The following is a 19,834-nucleotide window of genomic DNA, read 5'->3' as shown; positions in this document are numbered from 1 at the left end:
AAGCTCCTATTGCTATAATCAGGCTAGTTGTGTGTGCCGAATTAAGTAGGAGTGATGTAAGTTGACTAGTCAATATAATCAGGATAGAGTCCGCAACTTTTCGATTATTGCCCATATTGATCATGGGAAATCAACGCTTGCTGACAGAATCCTTGAAAAAACAAAAGCATTAACGCAAAGAGAAATGAAGGAACAGTTTCTTGATGCGATGGATTTAGAAAGAGAAAGAGGCATTACGATCAAGTTGAATGCTGTTCAGCTTAACTATGCAGCTAATGATGGAGAGGATTATACTTTTCATTTAATTGATACACCAGGCCATGTCGATTTTACATATGAGGTGTCCCGTAGCTTAGCTGCTTGTGAAGGTGCTATTCTAGTGGTTGACGCCGCTCAGGGTATTGAAGCCCAGACCCTGGCGAATGTTTATCTGGCCTTAGAGAATGAGCTGGAAATTATTCCAGTTATTAATAAGATTGATCTTCCAGGAGCTGACCCTGATCGGATTAAGCAGGAGATAGAAGATGTGATTGGCATCGATGCGTCTAATGCTATATTAGCTTCAGCGAAAGAAGGAGTAGGGATCGATGAAATTTTAGAACGTATCGTTTCCGACATCCCTGCACCTGCAGGAGAAGCTAAAGCTCCAACCAAGGGACTGATATTTGATTCTCTTTATGATTCCTATAGAGGAGTTATTGCCTACACGTGTGTACGCGAGGGATCTATTAAAGTCGGCGACAAGATCAAAATGATGGCAACAGGAAAAGAATTTGAAGTAAATGAGGTTGGCGTGTTCCGACCGACACCAACCCCTTTAAAACAATTACAGGTAGGTGATGTCGGTTATTTAACCGCTTCTATAAAAAATATTGGAGACTCGCGAGTAGGGGATACCATAACCTTAGCTAATAATCCTGCCAAAGAACCGCTTCCAGGTTACAAAAAAATGAATCCAATGGTTTTCTGCGGAATGTATCCGGTAGATGCTAGTAAATACAATGATTTAAGAGATGCTCTTGAACGTCTTGAACTAAATGATTCCTCTTTACAATATGAAGCCGAGACTTCTCAGGCTTTAGGATTTGGTTTCCGCTGTGGTTTTCTGGGAATGCTCCATATGGAAATTATTCAGGAGCGGATTGAGCGCGAATATAAAATCGATTTGATTACAACGGCACCGAGTGTAATTTATAAAGTTAAACTTACCGATGGGGAAGAGAAGGAAGTGGATAACCCATCCATGATGCCGGAGAACCAAACCCTTGAAGAAGTACAAGAGCCTTTCGTAAAAGCAACCATAATGGTTCCTAATGATTATGTTGGGCCTGTCATGGAAATTTGTCAGCGGAAACGCGGGAATTTCATGGATATGCAATATCTGGATGATAATCGCGTTAATATTGTATATGAAATTCCACTCTCAGAAATCGTTTATGATTTCTTTGATTCCTTGAAGTCTCAGACTAAAGGGTATGCTTCTTTCGATTACGAACTGATTGGATACCGTTCTTCTAATTTAGTTAAGATGGATATCCTGTTGAACGGAGATACGATTGATGCTTTATCGTTCATCGTTCACCGTGATTTTGCTTATGAACGTGGAAAACTGATTGCTGAAAAACTGAAGAACCTCATTCCCAGGCAGCAGTTTGAAGTCCCTGTTCAAGCAGCAATTGGAACTAAAATTGTTGCCCGTACAACGATTAAAGCGATGCGTAAAAACGTACTCTCCAAATGTTACGGAGGCGACATTTCCCGTAAGCGTAAACTTCTTGAGAAACAAAAAGAAGGTAAAAAACGCATGAAAATGGTTGGTTCGGTAGAAGTTCCTCAAGAGGCCTTCATGTCCGTGCTGGATCTGAGTGAAGATTAATCAAATGAAGATAATGAATAAAGCCGCAGGAGTGAATCTCTTGCGGTTTTCCTTATGAAAGGTGGAACAACATCTATGAATATACCTTCCGCTTATATTCACATCCCTTTTTGCCAGCAGATTTGTCATTACTGTGACTTTACAAAGTTTTTTTATAACGAGAAACTCGCTGATGAATATTTGGAAGCGTTAGAAAAGGAAATACACACTTACGTACCTGGAGAAAAAGCTGTAGTACAAACTATTTTTGTCGGCGGTGGCACACCTACTGTTGTGACCCACAAACAGTTGAGGAAGCTCCTTGATATGATTCATAATCATTTTGATATAGCTTCTTGCGAAGAATATACGTTTGAAGCAAATCCAGGAGATCTGGATCTGGAGAAAGTACAAATGCTGAAAGATTATGGAGTGAACCGAATTTCCTTAGGTGTTCAGGTTTTCGATGATGACATGCTTGAAAAAATTGGTCGTGTCCATCGAGTGAAAGACGTGTACACCAATATTGATCGTCTCCTGCAGGTAGGGTTATCTAACGTGAGCATTGATCTCATGTATGCTCTTCCCGGGCAAAGTGTTAAAGATTTTGAAAAGACGATTGATGAGGCTCTTCAATTCGGTTTACCCCACTACTCCTCTTACTCGCTGCAAATTGAACCTAAGACGGTGTTTTATCAGCGTTATAATAAGGGTACTCTAGTGAAGCCCCCTGAAGAAGATGAAGCCCAAATGTATGAAATGCTTCAGGAGAAGCTCGCGGCAAACGGTGTCCAGCAGTATGAGATCAGTAATTTCGCAAAACCCGGGTTTGAAAGCAAGCATAACCTGACATACTGGAATAATGAATATTATTACGGAATCGGAGCTGGATCACATGGATACCTTCCAGGCAAAAGAACGATTAATATACGTCCGCTTCCCGCGTATGTAAAACAAGCAATGGAAAACGGGAAACCAGTTCTTCATGAGGAACCCATAGGTGTGAAAGAGCAAATGGAAGAGGAAATGTTTCTGGGCCTCAGAAAAACGTCCGGGGTTTCATTAACAAGATTTCGTGAAAAGTACAATCGTGACGCAGAAGAAGTGTTTGGAGAGGCTTTTCCATCTTTGAAAAAAAGAGGATTAATTGAGCAGCAAAGTGACAAAATTCATTTAACTCCACGTGGACGGATACTGGGAAATGAAGTATTTCAAGAATTTCTTATTGATGACTAAAAATTAAATGTTATCCGTTGACATCCTCAACCCCTTTTGATAATTTATTATTAGATTTAGCACTCACTTTATTCGAGTGCTAACAGAGGTGATCATCGATGTTAACTGAAAGACAATTGCTCATTTTGCAAGTGATTATTGATGATTTCATTCTGACTGCACAACCTGTGGGGTCGCGGTCAATTGCTAAAAAAGATGCTGTAACGTTTAGTTCAGCTACAATTAGAAATGAAATGGCAGACCTTGAGGAGATGGGATATATTGAAAAGACCCATTCTTCTTCTGGACGAGTTCCATCTGAGAAGGGCTACCGTTTTTATGTGGATCACCTTCTTGCTCCTTTACGTCTGTCGAACAAAGAAATAGTGACTATTAGGGAAGCCTTCGACGACAAGATGCTTGAATTTGAGAGAGTCGTGCAGAAATCTGCCGGTATTCTGTCAGATTTAACAAATTATACGTCCATTATTCTTGGTCCTGAAGTGTTTGAAACCAAATTAAAACAGCTCCAGATCGTTCCTTTGAATGATCAATCGGCGATTGCTATTCTGGTTACCAATACAGGTCACGTGGAACATAGAGCGTTCAACGTTCCTGTGGAAATAAATCCTTCAAACCTTGAAAAAATGGTTAACATTTTAAACAGTCGTCTTCAAGGTGTGCCCTTAGTGAAGCTGCATGAAAAGCTGCATACTGAAATTAGTGATTTGCTCAAGACCCATACGGACCAGCATGAACAGGCATTCTCTTACTTACAGGCTGCTCTTCTGGATGATCATAGCACTAAGCTTTACATTGGTGGTAAAACGAACATTCTGATGCAGCCCGAATTTAGGGACCTCGATAAAGTACGTTCTCTCTACGCTACGATCGAGCAGGAGAATGATATCGCAGATTTACTGCGTTCAGGTGAGGAAGGGATTAATGTACGAATAGGTCAGGAAAATCCTTTTGATGCGATGCAGAACTGCAGCCTGATCACAGCTAGTTATAAACTAAGCAATAACCAAATAGGTACTATTGCTTTGTTAGGTCCCACACGTATGGAGTACAACCGGATGTTTTCATTAATGAATGTTTTATCTAAACACATGACGGAAACGTTCAAAGGGTGGTACTAACCTTTTATCATAAAGAGCGGTTTTTTATCCCATCGCTTCTTTATTGTATATTGCTTTTTCAGCATATCAATTCATGTTATAGTCATTAACGGTGAATTGGAATTTAGGAGGTGGAAGTCGTGGAAGAAAGTAAGCAGCAGAATCAAGAAATTATTGATGAAACGAATGAAGAAAATCAAACAGCTGATGAAGAAGCAGAAGTAGTAGAGGAAAGCTCTGAATTGGAACAGCTGCGTGAGGAAAAAGAAGAAGCGCAGAACCGTTTGCTTCGTCTTCAAGCTGATTATGATAATTTCCGACGCCGTACTCAGAAAGAAAGAGAAGCGGATCGGAAATATAGATCCCAAAGCTTAGTTGAAGAGTTAATTCCTGTAATGGATAACTTCGAAAGAGCTTTGCAGGTTGAAGTAGATGGAGATGCATCTCAGAAATTTGTAGAAGGTATCAAAATGGTATATCAACAGTTCCACAGTGCTCTTGAGAAAGAGGGAGTGGAAGAGATTGCATCTCAAGGAGAAGAGTTTGATCCTCATCTCCACCAGGCCGTGATGCAAGTCGAAGATGAAAACTTTGGCTCCAATATTGTAGTAGAAGAACTGCAAAAAGGGTATCGGCTAAATGATCGGGTTATCCGCCCGGCTATGGTAAAAGTAAATCAGTAAATTAAAATTAGATGTAGTAAGGTAAAGGAGGACACAAAACCATGGGTAAAATTATTGGAATTGATTTAGGTACAACAAACTCTTGTGTAGCTGTAATGGAAGGTGGAGAATCAAAAGTTATCCCTAATCCAGAGGGTAACCGTACGACTCCATCAGCCGTTGCTTTTAAAAATGGGGAGCGTCAAGTAGGGGAAGTAGCTAAGCGTCAAGCAATCACAAACCCTAACACAATTCTTTCCATCAAACGTTACATGGGTACAGATCACAAAGTAGAAGTAGAAGGAAAAGAGTACACTCCACAGGAAGTTTCTGCTATCATCCTTCAATACATCAAGAATTATGCAGAAGATTACCTGGGAGACACAGTAGATAAAGCGGTTATTACTGTACCTGCTTATTTCAATGATGCTGAACGTCAAGCTACGAAAGATGCTGGTAAAATTGCAGGTCTTGAGGTTGAGCGTATTATTAACGAACCTACAGCAGCAGCACTTGCTTATGGTATTGATAAAGAAGATCAAGACCAGACAATCCTTGTCTATGACCTTGGTGGCGGTACGTTCGACGTATCTATCCTGGACATTGGCGAAGGTACATTTGAAGTTGTAGCTACTGCCGGTGACAACCGTCTTGGTGGTGACGATTTTGACCAGGTTATCATCGATCACATGGTAGCTGAATTCAGAAAAGAAAATGGTATTGATCTATCTCAAGATAAAATGGCTAAGCAGCGCTTGAAAGATGCCGCTGAAAAAGCGAAAAAAGATCTATCTGGTGTAGCTCAAACTCAGATTTCTCTTCCATTTATCACAGCTGGAGAGGCTGGACCGCTTCACCTTGAAATGAATCTGACACGCGCTAAATTCGAAGAACTTGCATCTGATCTAATTGAGCGTTCTATGAAGCCGACTCGTCAAGCTATGAAAGATGCTGGCATGAGTGCTAGTGACATTCATAAAGTACTTCTTGTTGGTGGTTCTACACGTATTCCTGCCGTTCAGGAAGCGATCAAGAAAGAAGTAGGTAAAGATCCGTCTAAAGGTGTAAACCCTGATGAAGTGGTAGCACTTGGTGCTTCTATTCAAGGTGGAGTTCTTCAAGGCGATGTGAAAGATGTTGTCCTTCTAGACGTGACACCACTTTCTCTTGGTATTGAAACTATGGGTGGAGTTACGACTAAACTGATCGAACGTAATACAACGATCCCAACTAGCCATTCACAAGTGTTCTCCACAGCTGCTGATAACCAAACAGCGGTTGACATCCATGTCCTTCAAGGTGAACGTGAAATGGCCCAGGACAACAAAACACTAGGACGTTTCCAACTAACCGATATTCCACCGGCTCCACGCGGTGTGCCTCAAATCGAAGTTAGCTTTGATCTTGATGCAAACGGAATTGTAAATGTTCGTGCGAAAGATATGGGTACGAATAAAGAACAGTCCATTACTATTAAATCCTCTTCAGGTCTTTCTGACGAAGAAGTAGAAGATATGGTTCGCCAGGCTGAAGAAAATGCTGAAGAAGACAAGAAAAAACGTGAAGCGATCGAGCTTCGCAATGAAGCTGACCAACTTATCTTCACAACTGATAAGACGATCAAAGATCTTGGTGAGCAAGTAAGCGAAGAAGAAAAACAAAAAGCTGAAACAGCTAAAGAAGAACTTCAGACTGCCCTCGAAGGTGAAGACCAAGAGGCGATTAAAGAGAAGAAAGATGCTCTTCAAGAACAAGTTCAAGCTCTATCTGTGAAGCTTTACGAGCAGGCTCAGCAGCAAGCGGAAGCACAGCAAGGCCAGGAAGGCGAAGCTGATGAAGATGTTGTGGATGCTGATTATGAAGAAGTTAACGATGACGAGAACAAAAAATAATAATATGTAAAAAAAGAAAAGTCAAAGTCAGGATCTTCTTGGCTTTGACTTTTTTTCACGTAGGGATGAACTCCATCATGTTTGCTTCAACAAACCAGTCAATGTTAATATAAACGTTATGTAATAGTGTCCGGGAGAGTGATCGACAAGTGAGTAAACGCGATTATTATGAGGTGCTGGGTGTATCCCAGGATGCCTCTAAAGACGAAATTAAAAAGGCTTACCGAAAACTAGCACGAAAGTATCATCCTGATGTTAGTGAAGAGGAGAATGCTTCCGAGAAATTTAAGGAAGCGAAAGAAGCGTACGAAACATTAAGTGACCAGCAAAAACGTGCTCAGTACGATCAGTTTGGTCATCAGGATCCTAACCAAGGATTTGGTGGTTTCGGAGGCGGTCAAGACTTTGGCGGCTTTGGAGATATTTTCGATATGTTCTTTGGCGGTGGTGGCCGTCAGCGTGACCCAAACGCTCCACGTAAGGGTGCTGACTTACAATACACCATGACTTTACAATTCGAAGAAGCCATATTTGGTAAAAGTACTGATGTAGAAATTCCAGTGGAAGAAGCCTGCGATACTTGTGATGGTTCTGGTGCTAAACCAGGTACTACGCCAGACACGTGTCCACACTGTGAAGGCAGTGGGCAAATCAACCAGGAGCAGAACACACCGTTTGGCCGCGTAGTTAACCGCAGAGTATGTCATTACTGTCAGGGAAGCGGTAAAATTATTAAAGATAAATGTCAAACTTGCGGCGGTGATGGCCGGGTGACAAAACGTAATAAAATTCATATTGATATCCCGGCAGGTATCGATGAAGGTCATCAAATCCGTGTCCAAGGAAAAGGTGAGGCAGGAGTAAATGGGGGACCTGCAGGCGATCTGTTTGTAGTGATCCGCGTTCAGCCTCATGAGTTCTTCCAGCGCGAGGGCGACCACATCTTTTGTGAAATCCCGTTGACTTTTGCACAAGCAGCCCTTGGTGATGAGATTGAAGTCCCAACCGTTCACGGAAAAGTTATGCTTAAGATTCCAGCAGGTACTCAAACTGGTAAAACATTCCGTTTGAAAGAAAAAGGTGCTCCAAATGTTCATGGTCGCGGTCAAGGAGATCAGCACGTGAAAATGAAAATTATCACACCGAAAAATCTTACAGAACGGCAAAAAGAACTGCTGCGTGAGTTTAATGATATTAGCGGAAACGATGCTACAGAAGAGCAGCACGGTAACTTTTTTGAACGCATGAAGCGCGCCTTTAAAGGTGACTGATAGAATAAAAAGGAGAGTGTCTGGAACGAAAAACGGTTCACAGGGTTTTTAAATCTGTAAGGTCCCGTAAATCGCTCAGACACTCTTTTTTATATGAGATATAATTCTATTTGCTGTTATCAATTCTGGGGAATAACGTAGCCGAAGGCAAAAAAATAGCCTGCAGGTATTCGCATACTGGCAATAAAAAACTATAAAGTGAGTGGAGTCCAATGAAATGGTCTGAATTTTGTATTCATACAACTAATGAAGCGATCGAACCAATATCCAATATTTTACACGAATCAGGAGCCAGCGGAGTCGTAATTGAAGACCCGCAGGATATGATGAAAGGCCAGACTGATTTGGGAGAAATTTATGAATTGAACCCTGAAGATTATCCTGAAGAAGGAGTCTATGTTAAAGCTTATTTACCTATGAACAGCTTTTTGGGGGAGACGATTGAGGGAATTAAGCAATCTATAAATAACCTCCATGAGTTTGGGATAGATGTGGGAAGAAATGTAGTAACCCTTAGCGAGGTTCAGGAAGAGGACTGGGCGACAGCCTGGAAAAAGTATTACAAGCCGGTTAAGATCTCTGAAAGGATTACCATTATGCCGACATGGGAAGATTATACTCCTGTTTCCAGTGATGAAATAATCATCGAAATGGATCCCGGTATGGCTTTCGGGACAGGTACTCATCCAACAACTGTTCTTAGTATCCAGGCTTTGGAACAGTATTTACAAAAAGACGATTTAGTATTGGATGTAGGGACAGGTTCTGGAATATTAAGTGTCGCCTCTGTTTTATTAGGGGCAAGCCACGTTCATGCTTTTGATCTGGATGATATTGCAGTAAAAAGTACCATGATTAATGCCGAGTTGAATGGGGTTGAAAATCAAGTTTCCGCTAAGCTTAATAATCTTCTTGAAGGAGTCGAACAGGAAGCGGATCTGATTGTTTCTAATATACTGGCTGAAATTATCGTTCGGTTTACGGATGATGCTTTTAAAGTCGTTAAACCTGGAGGATATTTTATTACGTGCGGAATTATATCTGGTAAAAAGGAAATGGTGCTGGAACGTCTGAAAAGTTCCGGTTTTGATATTGTGGAAACGAATAAAATGGAAGACTGGATCAGTATTATTGCCAGAAAGCCAGAATCAAGGTGATGTTGGATGCAGCGTTATTTTGTAAAAGGATCTAGTTGGGAAAACGAGCGCCTGTGGATTACAGGAGAAGATGTGCATCATATTTCTCGAGTCATGCGCATGGATAAAGGAGACAAGCTGATCGGAATTCACCCGGAACTTGGACCGGCTATATGCGAAATTTCAGAAGTAACGTCCAATCATGTAGAATGCTGGGTAGAGGAATGGTTAGAGGAAAATCGTGAACTTCCCGTTCAGGTAAGTATCGTGCAAAGCCTTGGTAAAGGGGACAAGTTAGAGCAAGTCGTTCAAAAAGGAACGGAACTTGGAGCCTTCACATTTATTCCTTATCAGGCTGAGCGATCAGTGGCTAAATGGGATGAAAAAAAGGCAGAAAAGAAAATTCAACGGCTGCAAAAGATTGCTAAAGAAGCTAGTGAGCAATCGGAAAGAATTCGTATTCCCGAGATTCATTCTCTATTGTCCTTTCAAGAGCTCATTCATTTAACTAAAGAATATGACTGGTGTATCCTGGCACATGCAGATGAAGCACGTCGCAAATCATATAGACCGCTCGCCTCTATATTAGAAATGATAAAGCCGGACGATAGGGTTCTGGTCGTTTTTGGACCAGAGGGGGGTTTTTCTGAAAAAGAGGTTAGTGATTTAGTGAGTGCAGGCTTTTTGACGGTGCGCCTTGGTCCGAGAATTCTTCGTATGGAAACGGCGCCTTTATATTTCCTATCCACTCTTTCTTATCATTTTGAGGAAAGAGGAAAGAATAGCTGAAGAAGCTTGGATTCCTTAATGTGCCTAGGTATGTTAAAATTAGTTGTACGAACAACTCCAAAATCAGAAGGGAAGATTAAATACATGGGACAAAATCTTGCAAAGATGATTGACCATACACAATTAAAACCAGACACAACCAAGGAAAAGATCACTCAAATATGCGAAGAAGCTGCAGAGTACGACTTTGCCTCCGTTTGTGTAAATCCTTACTGGGTAGACTATTGCTATGAAAAGTTAAAGGACACGGACGTAAAAGTATGTACGGTTATAGGCTTTCCATTAGGAGCTTCCACTAAAGAAACAAAAGCTTTTGAAACCCGTCAGGCGATTGAAAAAGGTGCTGAAGAAGTGGATATGGTTATTAACATCGGAGAGCTTAAGTCAGGAAATGCTGAAGCTGTACAATCAGACATAGAAGCTGTTGTACGTGAAGCAGCAGGAAAAGCAATCGTAAAAGTCATTATCGAAACGTCTCTATTAACTGAAGAAGAAAAAGAAAAAGCTTCTCACCTTGCTAAAGAGGCAGGAGCAGATTATGTGAAAACATCAACTGGATTTTCTGGCGGTGGAGCAACTGTGGCTGATATCAGTCTTATGCGCAAAACGGTTGGTCCAGAGATGGGAGTAAAAGCTTCAGGCGGCGTTCGTGATTATGAAGGTGCGAACGAAATGATTGAAGCAGGTGCTACACGCATAGGCGCCAGCGCAGGAATTTCTATTCTTAAGGGCGAACAAGGAACATCAGATTATTAATATTGTGAGAGAGCCGTCCTGCTGAAAAGCTAGCGGCTTTCTTTTTTTTCCATATCTGTTATAATTAGATATAATCAAAGGTTGAAGAAGCAAATGGAAAATCAGGACCACTGAAATTGAATTGTTATCCAGGCATGGTTAACTGTAGTTGGAGTACTTATCGAGAGTGATGCTAATTTTCTAGCGGAATGTTGCATGCTTATTTATCAATCTCACGTCTATGTTTGAATAGTGATGAGCTGAGAATGTTTACATGGAATGTAACATTGATTCATTCATTCCTATGGGTGATCGTGAATGGACCATCACTCGAATAGAAGGTTGCCATTATCAAGATAAAATTTTCTGGAAGAGGGACCCGGATTTGAAAAATCAGGAAACCCCTATCTATATAACCAAATCTACATATTTAAAACTGAATTATCATGTAAAAAACAGGTGATTTATCTAAAAGTAATGAATAAAAAAGTTGACCGTTTTTAAACCATATAATATAATTGTCAAAGGTATGGGAGGTTCCTATACAAAGAATCAGGTTTTTGCTTCGGAGGGAGGGAAATTGCATGTCAAACACAACTCGCGTTCGTAAAAACGAGTCTCTTGAAGATGCTCTTCGTCGCTTTAAGAAGGATGTATCAAAAAGTGGTACATTAGCTGAATATCGTAAGCGTGAATATTACGATAAGCCTAGCGTACGCCGTAAGAAAAAGTCTGAGGCGGCTAGAAAGCGTAAGTAGTAACTAATAGAGGGTGCGGAACGATGACTATAACTGAAAATCTGACCCAGGATATGAAAACCGCTATGAAAGCTCGTGACAAAGAAAAATTGTCTACGATCCGGATGGCTAGAGCTTCTTTGCAAAATGAGGCTATTAAATTGGGGAAAGATTCATTAACTGAAGAAGAAGAATTAACTGTATTAACCCGTGAGGTTAAGCAGAGAAAAGATTCCCTCCACGAATTCAAAGAAGCTGGACGCGAAGATCTTGTAGAAGGACTCAAGCGTGAAATTGAGATTTTACAAGTATATATGCCGGAACAGCTCTCAGATGAAGAACTTAAACAAGTTGTTCAAGAAACAATTCAAGAGGTAGGAGCTACATCGAAAAGTGACATGGGTAAAGTCATGAGTGCCGTAATGCCTAAAGTTAAAGGTAAAGCCGATGGCTCCAAAGTCAATAAGCTTGTACTTCAGCAATTATCTTAAATATAAAGACCTCTCTTTTTAGAGAGGTCTTTTTATATTTTTTTGAAACCTGGAGGATGTTCTTTTCGTATATGTAGTATTCCTTGGGAAAGCTAAGAGCATAAGGAGGTGATCGTTTAATGAAAAGGACTTTTCGTTTATCCATAATCTTTTGCATGGTAGTGTTAGCCGCTGCTTTATCCATCTTTCACCTTTATTCTTCTGTGCACGCTCAGGGAGAAGGGGAGCAGGTGTATATTATTCCTGTGCAAGATACAGTGGAACGGGGGATGGCTGCTTTTCTAAAGAGGACCACGGAAGAAGCTGCTGAAAATGGTGTCGATCATATTATATTCGAAATAGATACACCTGGGGGCAGGGTAGATGCTGCTGGAGATATAGGTGAGATTTTTCAGGACCTTGATATCCCGAATACGGCTTTTGTCACCAGCCGGGCATATTCAGCAGGTTCCTATATAGCTCTTAATGCGGACAATATTTATATGAAACCGCAAGCAACTATGGGGGCTTCAGGAGTAATTAACTCAGATGGTACAGCTGCCGATAAAAAAGCCCAGTCTGCCTGGATATCCTCGATGGTAGCTGCTGCTGAATCCAATGGACGAGATCCTATTTACGCCCGTGCAATGGCTGATAGTAGTGTAGACCTTCCCGAATATAATGCCGCTGAAGGAGAATTTTTAACACTTGGACCTAGTGAAGCCGAAGAAGTAGGGTATGCAGAAGGTATTGTAGAAGATCGTGTTGAATTACTTAATGAGTTAGGATTGTCTGAAGCGAAAGTAACTGAAAATAATCCTACAATGGCAGAGAATTTAGCCAGATTTTTAACCGATCCGGTCGTCATTCCTATTTTGCTTTCCGTCGCAAGTCTCGGGCTGATCGTAGAGTTGTATTCCCCGGGGTTTGGAATACCGGGAATAATGGGTCTGCTTTCACTCGTTTTATTCTTTTATGGACACATTGTGGCAGGACTTGCTGGATATGAAGCTATTATTTTGCTAATACTTGGAATAGGCCTTGTTATAGCGGAAATCTTTCTACCAGGAGGTATTGCTGGAATTGCGGGAGTCGTTTCCATTGTAGCCTCTCTTATGCTTTCATCTGCGGATATGGGGCACATGGCCATGAGTATTGGAATAGCCTTGATTGCGACTATTATTGTCTCCATTGTACTGTTTAAAACCATGGGGCTTGAGCGAGGTTTTTTCCGTCATATTATCCTTCAGGATTCCACCTCTGCAGAGAAAGGATATTTATCCTCTACCAGCCGCTTAGAGTTGATTGGAATGGTTGGTGAAACCATGACCCCTTTAAGACCTGCAGGTACTGCGGTTTTCGATGGTGAACGCCTGGATGTAGTAACTGAGGGAGGATTTGTGGGCACTGGACAATCGGTTAAAGTGTTAAAAACAGAAGGTTCCCGTATAGTAGTACGTGAGCTTTCATCAAAAGAGAAAGAGGAGGAGAAAGAATGACGCTACAAGAACTTATGCCAATTATTGTCATTGGTGTCATTATCATTGTATTAGCTGTATTATTTACTTTTATCCCGGTGATGCTTTGGATCAGCGCTCTGGCAGCTGGAGTCAAGATCAGTATTTTCACTCTAGTTGGAATGCGGTTACGAAGAGTTGTACCTTCCAGAGTTATTAATCCATTGATTAAAGCTCATAAGGCCGGTGTAAATGTAGATGCCAACCAATTGGAAAGTCACTATTTAGCCGGCGGTAATGTTGACCGGGTGGTTAACGCGCTAATTGCTGCTCAGCGTGCAAATATTGAATTGAGTTTCGAGCGCTGCGCTGCGATTGACCTGGCAGGTCGTGATGTTTTAGAAGCTGTCCAAATGAGCGTAAATCCAAAAGTTATTGAAACCCCGTTTATTGCGGGTGTTGCTATGGATGGCATAGAAGTGAAAGCTAAAGCACGAATTACCGTACGTGCTAATATCGACCGCTTAGTCGGTGGTGCGGGTGAAGACACAGTTATAGCCCGTGTAGGAGAAGGAATTGTATCGACCATTGGTTCAAGTAAAAGCCATAATAAAGTGTTGGAAAATCCTGATATGATCTCACAAAATGTATTAGGAAAAGGGCTAGATGCCGGAACGGCCTTTGAAATCTTATCCATAGATATTGCGGATATTGATATCGGGAAGAACATTGGTGCTATCTTACAGACAGACCAGGCAGAAGCTGATAAAAATATTGCGCAGGCTAAAGCCGAAGAACGCCGGGCTATGGCAATTGCTCAAGAACAAGAAATGCGCGCCCGCGTACAGGAAATGCAGGCTAAAGTGGTGGAAGCTGAAGCTGAAGTTCCACAGGCTCTTGCAGAAGCTCTTCGTTCAGGAAAAATGGGCGTCATGGATTATATGAATTACCAAAATATTAATGCTGACACCGATATGAGAAATACACTTGGCAAGATGTCTGAGGGCGAGCAGGGCGAAGGTGAAGAAAGTTAATCCCCTTGATTAGCGAAAAGGAGAATTATTATGGGAGAACTTTTTGAACTATTATTCAGTAACTTTCTCATTGTAGCTGCTGTTATAGGCGGTATTATTAGCTTTTTCAGCCGAATGGGAAATGATCAGGAAGATGAACGTAAACAAAATCAGCCTGGACCCTCCAGGTATCCAAGCGCACCTTCTGAGGAAGCGGAGGAGCGAGGTCCTTTAAGAACGGAAGCGGGTCAGAAAAGTCTGCAAGAATACTATGAAGAACAACAGGAAAAGATCAAAGGGTATTCAAAAGATAAAGTTTCTAAAGACCCTCAGAGAACGTTTACGTACGAAACACCGAATAAGGATATTCATACCACTGGTAAGATCCAGGAAGGGCAAATGGAGCGTTATGTGCCCGAGGAAGACCCTGTACCTAATCTTCCTAAACTTAAAAAATTGAATAAGTGGGATAAGAAACGATTAGCTGAAGGAGTTCTTGCAGCAGAGATACTCGGGCAGCCCCGAGCGTATAAGCCTCATCAATCTCATCCAAGAAAAAGATAAACGAAACGCACGAATTGTAGTGATACAATTCGTGCGTTTTTCGTATAAATAAAAAGAGGGGGGAGTCGAATGACTAAATGGCAAAAGCAAATCCGTACATGGATCGGACGTTATTTCGATTTACCTTCTGATGTAATGCTTGATTTACCCAGAATTACGACAATTGGGTCGATTCATGTGTACATAGAAAATCACACGGGGCTTCTGCATTTTTCCGATAATGAAGTAAGGATTCAATATAAGCAGGGCCAAGTGAAGATAATTGGAAAAGATCTTGGAGTAAAGATGATGCTGAAAGAAGAACTATTGCTAGAGGGAGAAATAAAATCGGTGGAATTCCTGCCTGAAGCTTAAGGGGGAGTAAATGACTATGAAGATGCAGCATGACTTCTTTCAAGGCAGCATGAAAATTAAAGTGCAAGGAAAAATGATTGAACCGTTCCTCCAGGCGTGCGTCCGAAGGGGATGTGTAATTTCAAATATTAAGCGAGTCAATGAACATGAAGTAATAATGAGCATTAGACTTAGTGAATGGAAAACTTTCAGGCAGTTACGGAAAAAGTATCGTTGTAAACTTTCGATCTTGGGAGGAAGAGGCCTTCCGTTCTATTACAGGAAAATCACACAGCGAAAAGCTTTAATGGCCGCTTTCATGCTTTCCGTTGTAGTCGTTTTTTTATTAGCTAATACACTTTGGTCTATTAAAGTGGAAGGCTTGACTCCCGAACTGGAAGCTAATGTAGAAAAAAAATTAAAAACCTATGGCGTTTCCCCGGGCAAGTTGACAATTGGTATGGACGATCCTAATGATATACAAAGAAAGCTGCTTGATGATATTCCTGATCTTTTATGGATAGGAGTTAATAAGAAGGGTACAAGTTATCAGCTGTACGGTGTAGAAAAGACCAGGCATGATACAAATAAGAACCTTCGTCCCTCTGACTTGGTGGCAGAAAAAAAGGGCATGATAGTAAAAACGTTTATTGAAAAAGGAAGACCACTTGTTACCGTAAATGATGTAGTTAAAAAAGGCCAAAAACTGGCTACGGGTCAATTGGTTGAAGATAAAGATATACTTGTCCATGCGGAGGGTGAGGTCATCGCCGAAACCTGGTATAAAGTCGACCAAAATCTTCCGATGACACAAGTGCTTCAGTTAACTGATGGACTGGAAGTAAGAGAGTACCAATTGAAAATTGGATCTTTAACTCTTCCTATATGGGGATGGTGGAAGGGAAAGGGCTCACAATTCAGAAGTGAGAACGAAGAGACCAATTGGGAATGGTTTGGATGGAGGTCACCAATTGACCTAAAAGCCATTCATTATTATGAAATAGACTCAAAAAAATACGAACAATCCAAAGATAAAATCCAAAAAATGGGAATTATAACAGCAAGAGAAAGCCTGAACCAATACCTTGGAAAAGAGGCTAAAGTCATGAAAGAAAAAGTTTTGCACCTTCGTGAGGAGAATGGTAAAGTAAAATTAATCCTATTATTCAAAGTTCATGAAAACATAGCAGTGACCAAGTATATAAGTCAAGGAGATTGAGTATGCCGGAAGATTTAAAAACAATGGACATTCAATTAGATAATACAACCGAAGCGCTGGCCCTTTTTGGGACAGAAGATAGAAATTTAAAGCAGATCGAAGAACAATTAAAAGTAACCATTATTTCAAGAGGGGAAACGGTTCGAGTTTCCGGACAAGCCGAGCAGGTTCAATTAGTGGAGGATATTCTTCATTCTGTGCTTGCTATTATTCGTAAAGGATTAACCATTACGGAAAGAGATATTGTTTATGCCGTAGAACTAGCCAAAAAAGGTAAAATCAATCAATTCGAAGCTTTATTTGAAGATGAAATCACAAGGAACAGTAAAGGTAAATCGATACGTGTAAAAACACTTGGGCAAAGAAACTATATCTCTGCTATTAAAAACAATGATTTAGTTTTCGGTATTGGTCCAGCAGGGACCGGTAAAACTTATTTGGCTGTCGTTATGGCAGTAAATGCTTTGAAAAAAGGTGATGTGAAACGAATCATTTTAACTCGACCAGCAGTTGAAGCTGGCGAAAGCCTAGGGTTTTTACCCGGAGATCTTAAGGAAAAGGTGGATCCCTATCTCCGACCGCTTTACGATTCCCTTCATGATGTATTTGGAACGGAACATACCGCACGTCTCATTGACCGAGGTACGATTGAAATAGCCCCTCTTGCTTATATGCGAGGACGTACCCTGGATGATGCCTTTGCGATCTTAGACGAAGCTCAAAATACGACTCCTGAACAGATGAAGATGTTTCTGACTCGTCTTGGATTTGGTTCCAAAATGATTATTACAGGTGATATTACTCAAGTTGATCTACCAAAAGGGGTTAAGTCAGGCTTGAAGGTTGCAGAAGAAAAGCTCGGTAAAGTAAAAGGGTCTGCCTTCATTCATTTAGATCAATCTGATGTAGTAAGACACCCTCTAGTACAGCGGATCATCGACGCTTATGAGAAAGACAATTCCTAAGGCCCTTTATACGGGCCTTGTTTTATTTCATGAAGAAAGATTAGATTTTTACATAGGTAAGGCTTGGGTTACGTTAAACTTTTTTTGCGAGGTGGATTTGTTTTCCTTCGCTCTTGAAGGTATCATGGTCTATAACAACTTATATTAATAAAGAAACCAAAAATGTCTGCGTTGTTTAGGAAAGTTAGGACGTGGGTAATAAATCCAACAGTCGTTAGCTATCTTTGATGAAAATAACGGAAGAAGCTATATTCAATCATTGTATAAATTACATTCCTGAATACAGCATGTTAGTGAAAATTGCAGCTTGAGGAGGAAATAATATGATTCAAATCGATTTTCAAGATGAAACTAATTCAGTAGATGAAGCTTATGTGGATTTAATCCAACGTATCATTCGTTTTGCAGGTGATAAAGAGGGTGTACAACCGGACGCTGAAGTTTCCATAAGTTTTGTTGATAACAACGAGATTCAAGAAATTAATCGAAATTATCGTCAGAAAGACCAACCTACTGACGTAATTTCTTTTGCTATGCAGGAAGAAGGAGAAGGCGAAACAAAAATTCTCAGCGAAGACCTCCCTCTCATGCTTGGCGATATCGTGATTTCTCTAGATAAGGCGAAGGAACAGGCTGAAGATTACGGTCATTCGCTGGAAAGAGAATTAGGTTTCTTAGCCCTTCACGGCTTTTTGCATTTATTAGGATATGATCATGAAAATGAAGAAGAGGAAAAATCGATGTTTAATAGACAAGAGGAAATCCTTCATGAATTCGGACTTGAAAGGTCATAAAAAAAAGAAGTCCATCGGCTTTCGTTTTGCATGGAAGGGAATAAAGGAAGTTTGGAGTTCAGAAAGAAACTTTCGTATTCATCTGATTGCCGGAACTCTGTGTATTGCAGCGGGTGCGGCTTTAAGAGTATCTACTGTAGAATGGGCACTTCTTATCATTATGATTGCCATTGTCATTACGCTGGAGATGATTAATTCAAGTATCGAGCGAGTGATGGATTACCTGGCGCCTCAATATCACCCACTGGCAGGCCTTGTTAAAGATATTGCGGCCGGAGCTGTACTAATAGCTAGTATAGCCTCGTTAATTGTAGGGGGATTTATCTTTGTCCCGCATTTGATCACCTTATTTTAATAGATGAGTAAACACATAGAACTTGATCGTAAGTTCAGTAATAACGAAGTGAAGGAAGAAACATTGGAGGCACAACTATGAATGATAATTTCAAGTCCGGTTTCGTCACAATTGTGGGCAGGCCAAATGTAGGCAAATCCACTTTTATGAACCGCGTAATTGGAGAAAAAATCGCGATTATGAGTGACAAACCACAGACAACCAGGAATAAAATCCAGGGAGTTATGACAGATAAAGAGTCTCAAATTGTCTTTATCGATACTCCAGGTATTCATAAACCTAAACATAAGCTCGGAGATTATATGGTTAATGTAGCAGAAAATACATTAAATGAGGTAGATGCCATATTATTTATGATCAATGCCGAAGAAGGATACGGCCGTGGTGATCAATTTATAATTGATCGATTGCAGCGTGTAAATCAGCCAGTTTATTTAATTATTAATAAAATTGATCGAGTACATCCCGACCAGCTGCTTCCTCTTATTGAACAGTATAAGGAAAAGCTGGACTTTGAAGAAATCATCCCTATCTCTGCTTTAGAAGGAAATAACGTAAACCATTTGCTCGATGTATTAAAAGGACATTTACCAGAAGGACCGCAATTTTATCCTGAAGACCAGATTACGGATCATCCTGAACGATTCGTTATTAGTGAATTCATTCGTGAAAAGGTTTTGCACTTGACTCATGAAGAAATCCCACACTCTATAGCTGTAGTAATTGAAGGGATTGAGCCAAGAGAAAATAAAAATGCTGTTTATATTCAGGCTGCCATAATAGTAGAGAGAAAATCTCAAAAAGGAATTATTATTGGTAAGCAGGGAAGTATGCTTAAAGAGATAGGCAAGCGTGCCAGACACGATATTGAATCTTTATTGGGCAGCAAAGTCTTTTTAGAACTTTGGGTAAAAGTCCAGAAAGACTGGAGAAACCGTCAAGTTCAGCTAAGTGATTTTGGGTATAACGAAGAAGATTATTAAGAGTTGGAAAAAATTAAGTCTTATGATTTCACCTTTAAGAAGCATGCTAATGATGTAATTCCGATGCTCAGTGAATATAAGAAAGGCGGTGTTTCTTTTGCTCGAAAACCTTCCATGGAATGTGTTTAGACAAACAGGAAACATTGAAACTTATTTATTGATGAAGGAAATGAAGGAACAAAGTCAGCAATCTCCTGAACATCAAGCTTCCTCTATCGAACAGGAATCTCAAGAGGATTTAAATTTGTAAGACTAGAAGCGGGTGAGT

Annotated in this window: 21 protein-coding genes; all 21 read left to right on the top strand. The window is 40.6% G+C overall.

The window, feature by feature from the left end:
* Positions 1-61: 61 nt before the first annotated feature.
* A complete protein-coding gene (lepA, locus tag HBHAL_RS12585) occupies positions 62-1,876 on the top strand; it encodes a translation elongation factor 4 (RefSeq protein ID WP_014643812.1) in 1,815 nt (604 codons plus the stop codon).
* Between the two features lie 75 nt (positions 1,877-1,951).
* The gene (gene hemW / locus HBHAL_RS12580) at positions 1,952-3,091 is read left to right on the top strand and encodes a radical SAM family heme chaperone HemW (RefSeq protein WP_014643811.1); all 1,140 of its coding nucleotides are present in this window, start codon (positions 1,952-1,954) and stop codon (positions 3,089-3,091) included.
* Positions 3,092-3,189: 98 nt separating this feature from the next.
* Positions 3,190-4,212, top strand: a complete 1,023-nt coding sequence (hrcA, locus tag HBHAL_RS12575) for a heat-inducible transcriptional repressor HrcA (RefSeq protein WP_014643810.1) — start codon at positions 3,190-3,192, stop codon at positions 4,210-4,212.
* Positions 4,213-4,331: 119 nt separating this feature from the next.
* Entirely contained in the window at positions 4,332-4,874 is a 543-nt protein-coding gene (grpE, locus tag HBHAL_RS12570; protein ID WP_014643809.1) for a nucleotide exchange factor GrpE, read from the top strand.
* A gap of 41 nt (positions 4,875-4,915) precedes the next feature.
* Positions 4,916-6,745 carry a molecular chaperone DnaK gene (gene dnaK, locus HBHAL_RS12565; protein ID WP_014643808.1) on the top strand — a complete coding sequence of 610 codons (1,830 nt, stop codon included), beginning with the start codon at positions 4,916-4,918 and terminating at the stop codon, positions 6,743-6,745.
* 149 nt (positions 6,746-6,894) lie between these two features.
* Complete coding sequence (gene dnaJ, locus HBHAL_RS12560) at positions 6,895-8,016, top strand: molecular chaperone DnaJ (RefSeq protein WP_014643807.1); 1,122 nt, start codon at positions 6,895-6,897, stop codon at positions 8,014-8,016.
* 212 nt (positions 8,017-8,228) lie between these two features.
* Positions 8,229-9,173 (top strand): 50S ribosomal protein L11 methyltransferase, encoded by a 945-nt coding sequence (gene prmA, locus HBHAL_RS12555; protein ID WP_014643806.1) that lies wholly within the window; start codon positions 8,229-8,231, stop codon positions 9,171-9,173.
* Positions 9,174-9,179: 6 nt separating this feature from the next.
* Complete coding sequence (locus tag HBHAL_RS12550; RefSeq protein WP_014643805.1) at positions 9,180-9,941, top strand: 16S rRNA (uracil(1498)-N(3))-methyltransferase; 762 nt, start codon at positions 9,180-9,182, stop codon at positions 9,939-9,941.
* Between the two features lie 84 nt (positions 9,942-10,025).
* The gene (gene deoC, locus HBHAL_RS12545; protein WP_014643804.1) at positions 10,026-10,697 is read left to right on the top strand and encodes a deoxyribose-phosphate aldolase; all 672 of its coding nucleotides are present in this window, start codon (positions 10,026-10,028) and stop codon (positions 10,695-10,697) included.
* 563 nt (positions 10,698-11,260) lie between these two features.
* Entirely contained in the window at positions 11,261-11,434 is a 174-nt protein-coding gene (gene rpsU, locus HBHAL_RS12540) for a 30S ribosomal protein S21 (RefSeq protein WP_014643803.1), read from the top strand.
* A gap of 23 nt (positions 11,435-11,457) precedes the next feature.
* Complete coding sequence (locus HBHAL_RS12535) at positions 11,458-11,904, top strand: GatB/YqeY domain-containing protein (RefSeq protein WP_014643802.1); 447 nt, start codon at positions 11,458-11,460, stop codon at positions 11,902-11,904.
* A gap of 119 nt (positions 11,905-12,023) precedes the next feature.
* Positions 12,024-13,382, top strand: coding sequence for an NfeD family protein (locus tag HBHAL_RS12530; protein WP_014643801.1), 1,359 nt, complete (start codon positions 12,024-12,026; stop codon positions 13,380-13,382).
* Positions 13,379-14,374 (top strand): flotillin-like protein FloA, encoded by a 996-nt coding sequence (floA, locus tag HBHAL_RS12525; protein WP_014643800.1) that lies wholly within the window; start codon positions 13,379-13,381, stop codon positions 14,372-14,374. The genes HBHAL_RS12530 and floA overlap by 4 nt, the downstream gene beginning before the upstream one ends.
* A 30-nt stretch (positions 14,375-14,404) precedes the next feature.
* Positions 14,405-14,917, top strand: a complete 513-nt coding sequence (locus HBHAL_RS12520) for a hypothetical protein (RefSeq protein WP_014643799.1) — start codon at positions 14,405-14,407, stop codon at positions 14,915-14,917.
* A gap of 69 nt (positions 14,918-14,986) precedes the next feature.
* A complete protein-coding gene (gene yqfC / locus HBHAL_RS12515) occupies positions 14,987-15,271 on the top strand; it encodes a sporulation protein YqfC (protein ID WP_014643798.1) in 285 nt (94 codons plus the stop codon).
* 10 nt (positions 15,272-15,281) lie between these two features.
* A complete protein-coding gene (gene yqfD / locus HBHAL_RS12510) occupies positions 15,282-16,469 on the top strand; it encodes a sporulation protein YqfD (RefSeq protein ID WP_014643797.1) in 1,188 nt (395 codons plus the stop codon).
* 2 nt (positions 16,470-16,471) lie between these two features.
* Positions 16,472-17,434, top strand: a complete 963-nt coding sequence (locus HBHAL_RS12505; protein WP_014643796.1) for a PhoH family protein — start codon at positions 16,472-16,474, stop codon at positions 17,432-17,434.
* A 326-nt stretch (positions 17,435-17,760) separates the two neighbouring features.
* Positions 17,761-18,228, top strand: a complete 468-nt coding sequence (gene ybeY / locus HBHAL_RS12500; RefSeq protein WP_041601672.1) for an rRNA maturation RNase YbeY — start codon at positions 17,761-17,763, stop codon at positions 18,226-18,228.
* Positions 18,203-18,583, top strand: a complete 381-nt coding sequence (locus tag HBHAL_RS12495) for a diacylglycerol kinase family protein (protein ID WP_014643794.1) — start codon at positions 18,203-18,205, stop codon at positions 18,581-18,583. Before ybeY ends, HBHAL_RS12495 begins: the two co-directional genes overlap by 26 nt.
* A 77-nt stretch (positions 18,584-18,660) precedes the next feature.
* Positions 18,661-19,566: a GTPase Era gene (gene era / locus HBHAL_RS12490; RefSeq protein WP_014643793.1), complete on the top strand. Its 906-nt coding sequence runs from the start codon at positions 18,661-18,663 to the stop codon at positions 19,564-19,566.
* Positions 19,567-19,636: 70 nt separating this feature from the next.
* The gene (locus HBHAL_RS20905) at positions 19,637-19,816 is read left to right on the top strand and encodes a YqzL family protein (protein ID WP_223254201.1); all 180 of its coding nucleotides are present in this window, start codon (positions 19,637-19,639) and stop codon (positions 19,814-19,816) included.
* Positions 19,817-19,834 lie beyond the last annotated feature (18 nt).

The sequence above is a fragment of the Halobacillus halophilus DSM 2266 genome, assembly GCF_000284515.1.
GTDB classification, from domain to species: Bacteria; Bacillota; Bacilli; order Bacillales; family Halobacillaceae; genus Halobacillus; species Halobacillus halophilus.
This window is presented reverse-complemented; position numbering and strand designations above follow the sequence as displayed.

Bases quoted from the DNA above. Each gene is read 5' to 3' on its own strand.
- hemW (WP_014643811.1), top strand. From the start codon at position 1,952: ATGAATATACCTTCCGCTTATATTCACATCCCTTTTTGCCAGCAGATT.
- hrcA (WP_014643810.1), top strand. From the start codon at position 3,190: ATGTTAACTGAAAGACAATTGCTCATTTTGCAAGTGATTATTGATGAT.
- dnaK (WP_014643808.1), top strand. From the start codon at position 4,916: ATGGGTAAAATTATTGGAATTGATTTAGGTACAACAAACTCTTGTGTA.
- prmA (WP_014643806.1), top strand. From the start codon at position 8,229: ATGAAATGGTCTGAATTTTGTATTCATACAACTAATGAAGCGATCGAA.
- HBHAL_RS12550 (WP_014643805.1), top strand. From the start codon at position 9,180: ATGCAGCGTTATTTTGTAAAAGGATCTAGTTGGGAAAACGAGCGCCTG.
- deoC (WP_014643804.1), top strand. From the start codon at position 10,026: ATGGGACAAAATCTTGCAAAGATGATTGACCATACACAATTAAAACCA.
- rpsU (WP_014643803.1), top strand. From the start codon at position 11,261: ATGTCAAACACAACTCGCGTTCGTAAAAACGAGTCTCTTGAAGATGCT.
- HBHAL_RS12535 (WP_014643802.1), top strand. From the start codon at position 11,458: ATGACTATAACTGAAAATCTGACCCAGGATATGAAAACCGCTATGAAA.
- HBHAL_RS12530 (WP_014643801.1), top strand. From the start codon at position 12,024: ATGAAAAGGACTTTTCGTTTATCCATAATCTTTTGCATGGTAGTGTTA.
- floA (WP_014643800.1), top strand. From the start codon at position 13,379: ATGACGCTACAAGAACTTATGCCAATTATTGTCATTGGTGTCATTATC.
- HBHAL_RS12520 (WP_014643799.1), top strand. From the start codon at position 14,405: ATGGGAGAACTTTTTGAACTATTATTCAGTAACTTTCTCATTGTAGCT.
- yqfC (WP_014643798.1), top strand. From the start codon at position 14,987: ATGACTAAATGGCAAAAGCAAATCCGTACATGGATCGGACGTTATTTC.
- yqfD (WP_014643797.1), top strand. From the start codon at position 15,282: ATGACTATGAAGATGCAGCATGACTTCTTTCAAGGCAGCATGAAAATT.
- HBHAL_RS12505 (WP_014643796.1), top strand. From the start codon at position 16,472: ATGCCGGAAGATTTAAAAACAATGGACATTCAATTAGATAATACAACC.
- HBHAL_RS12495 (WP_014643794.1), top strand. From the start codon at position 18,203: ATGAATTCGGACTTGAAAGGTCATAAAAAAAAGAAGTCCATCGGCTTT.
- era (WP_014643793.1), top strand. From the start codon at position 18,661: ATGAATGATAATTTCAAGTCCGGTTTCGTCACAATTGTGGGCAGGCCA.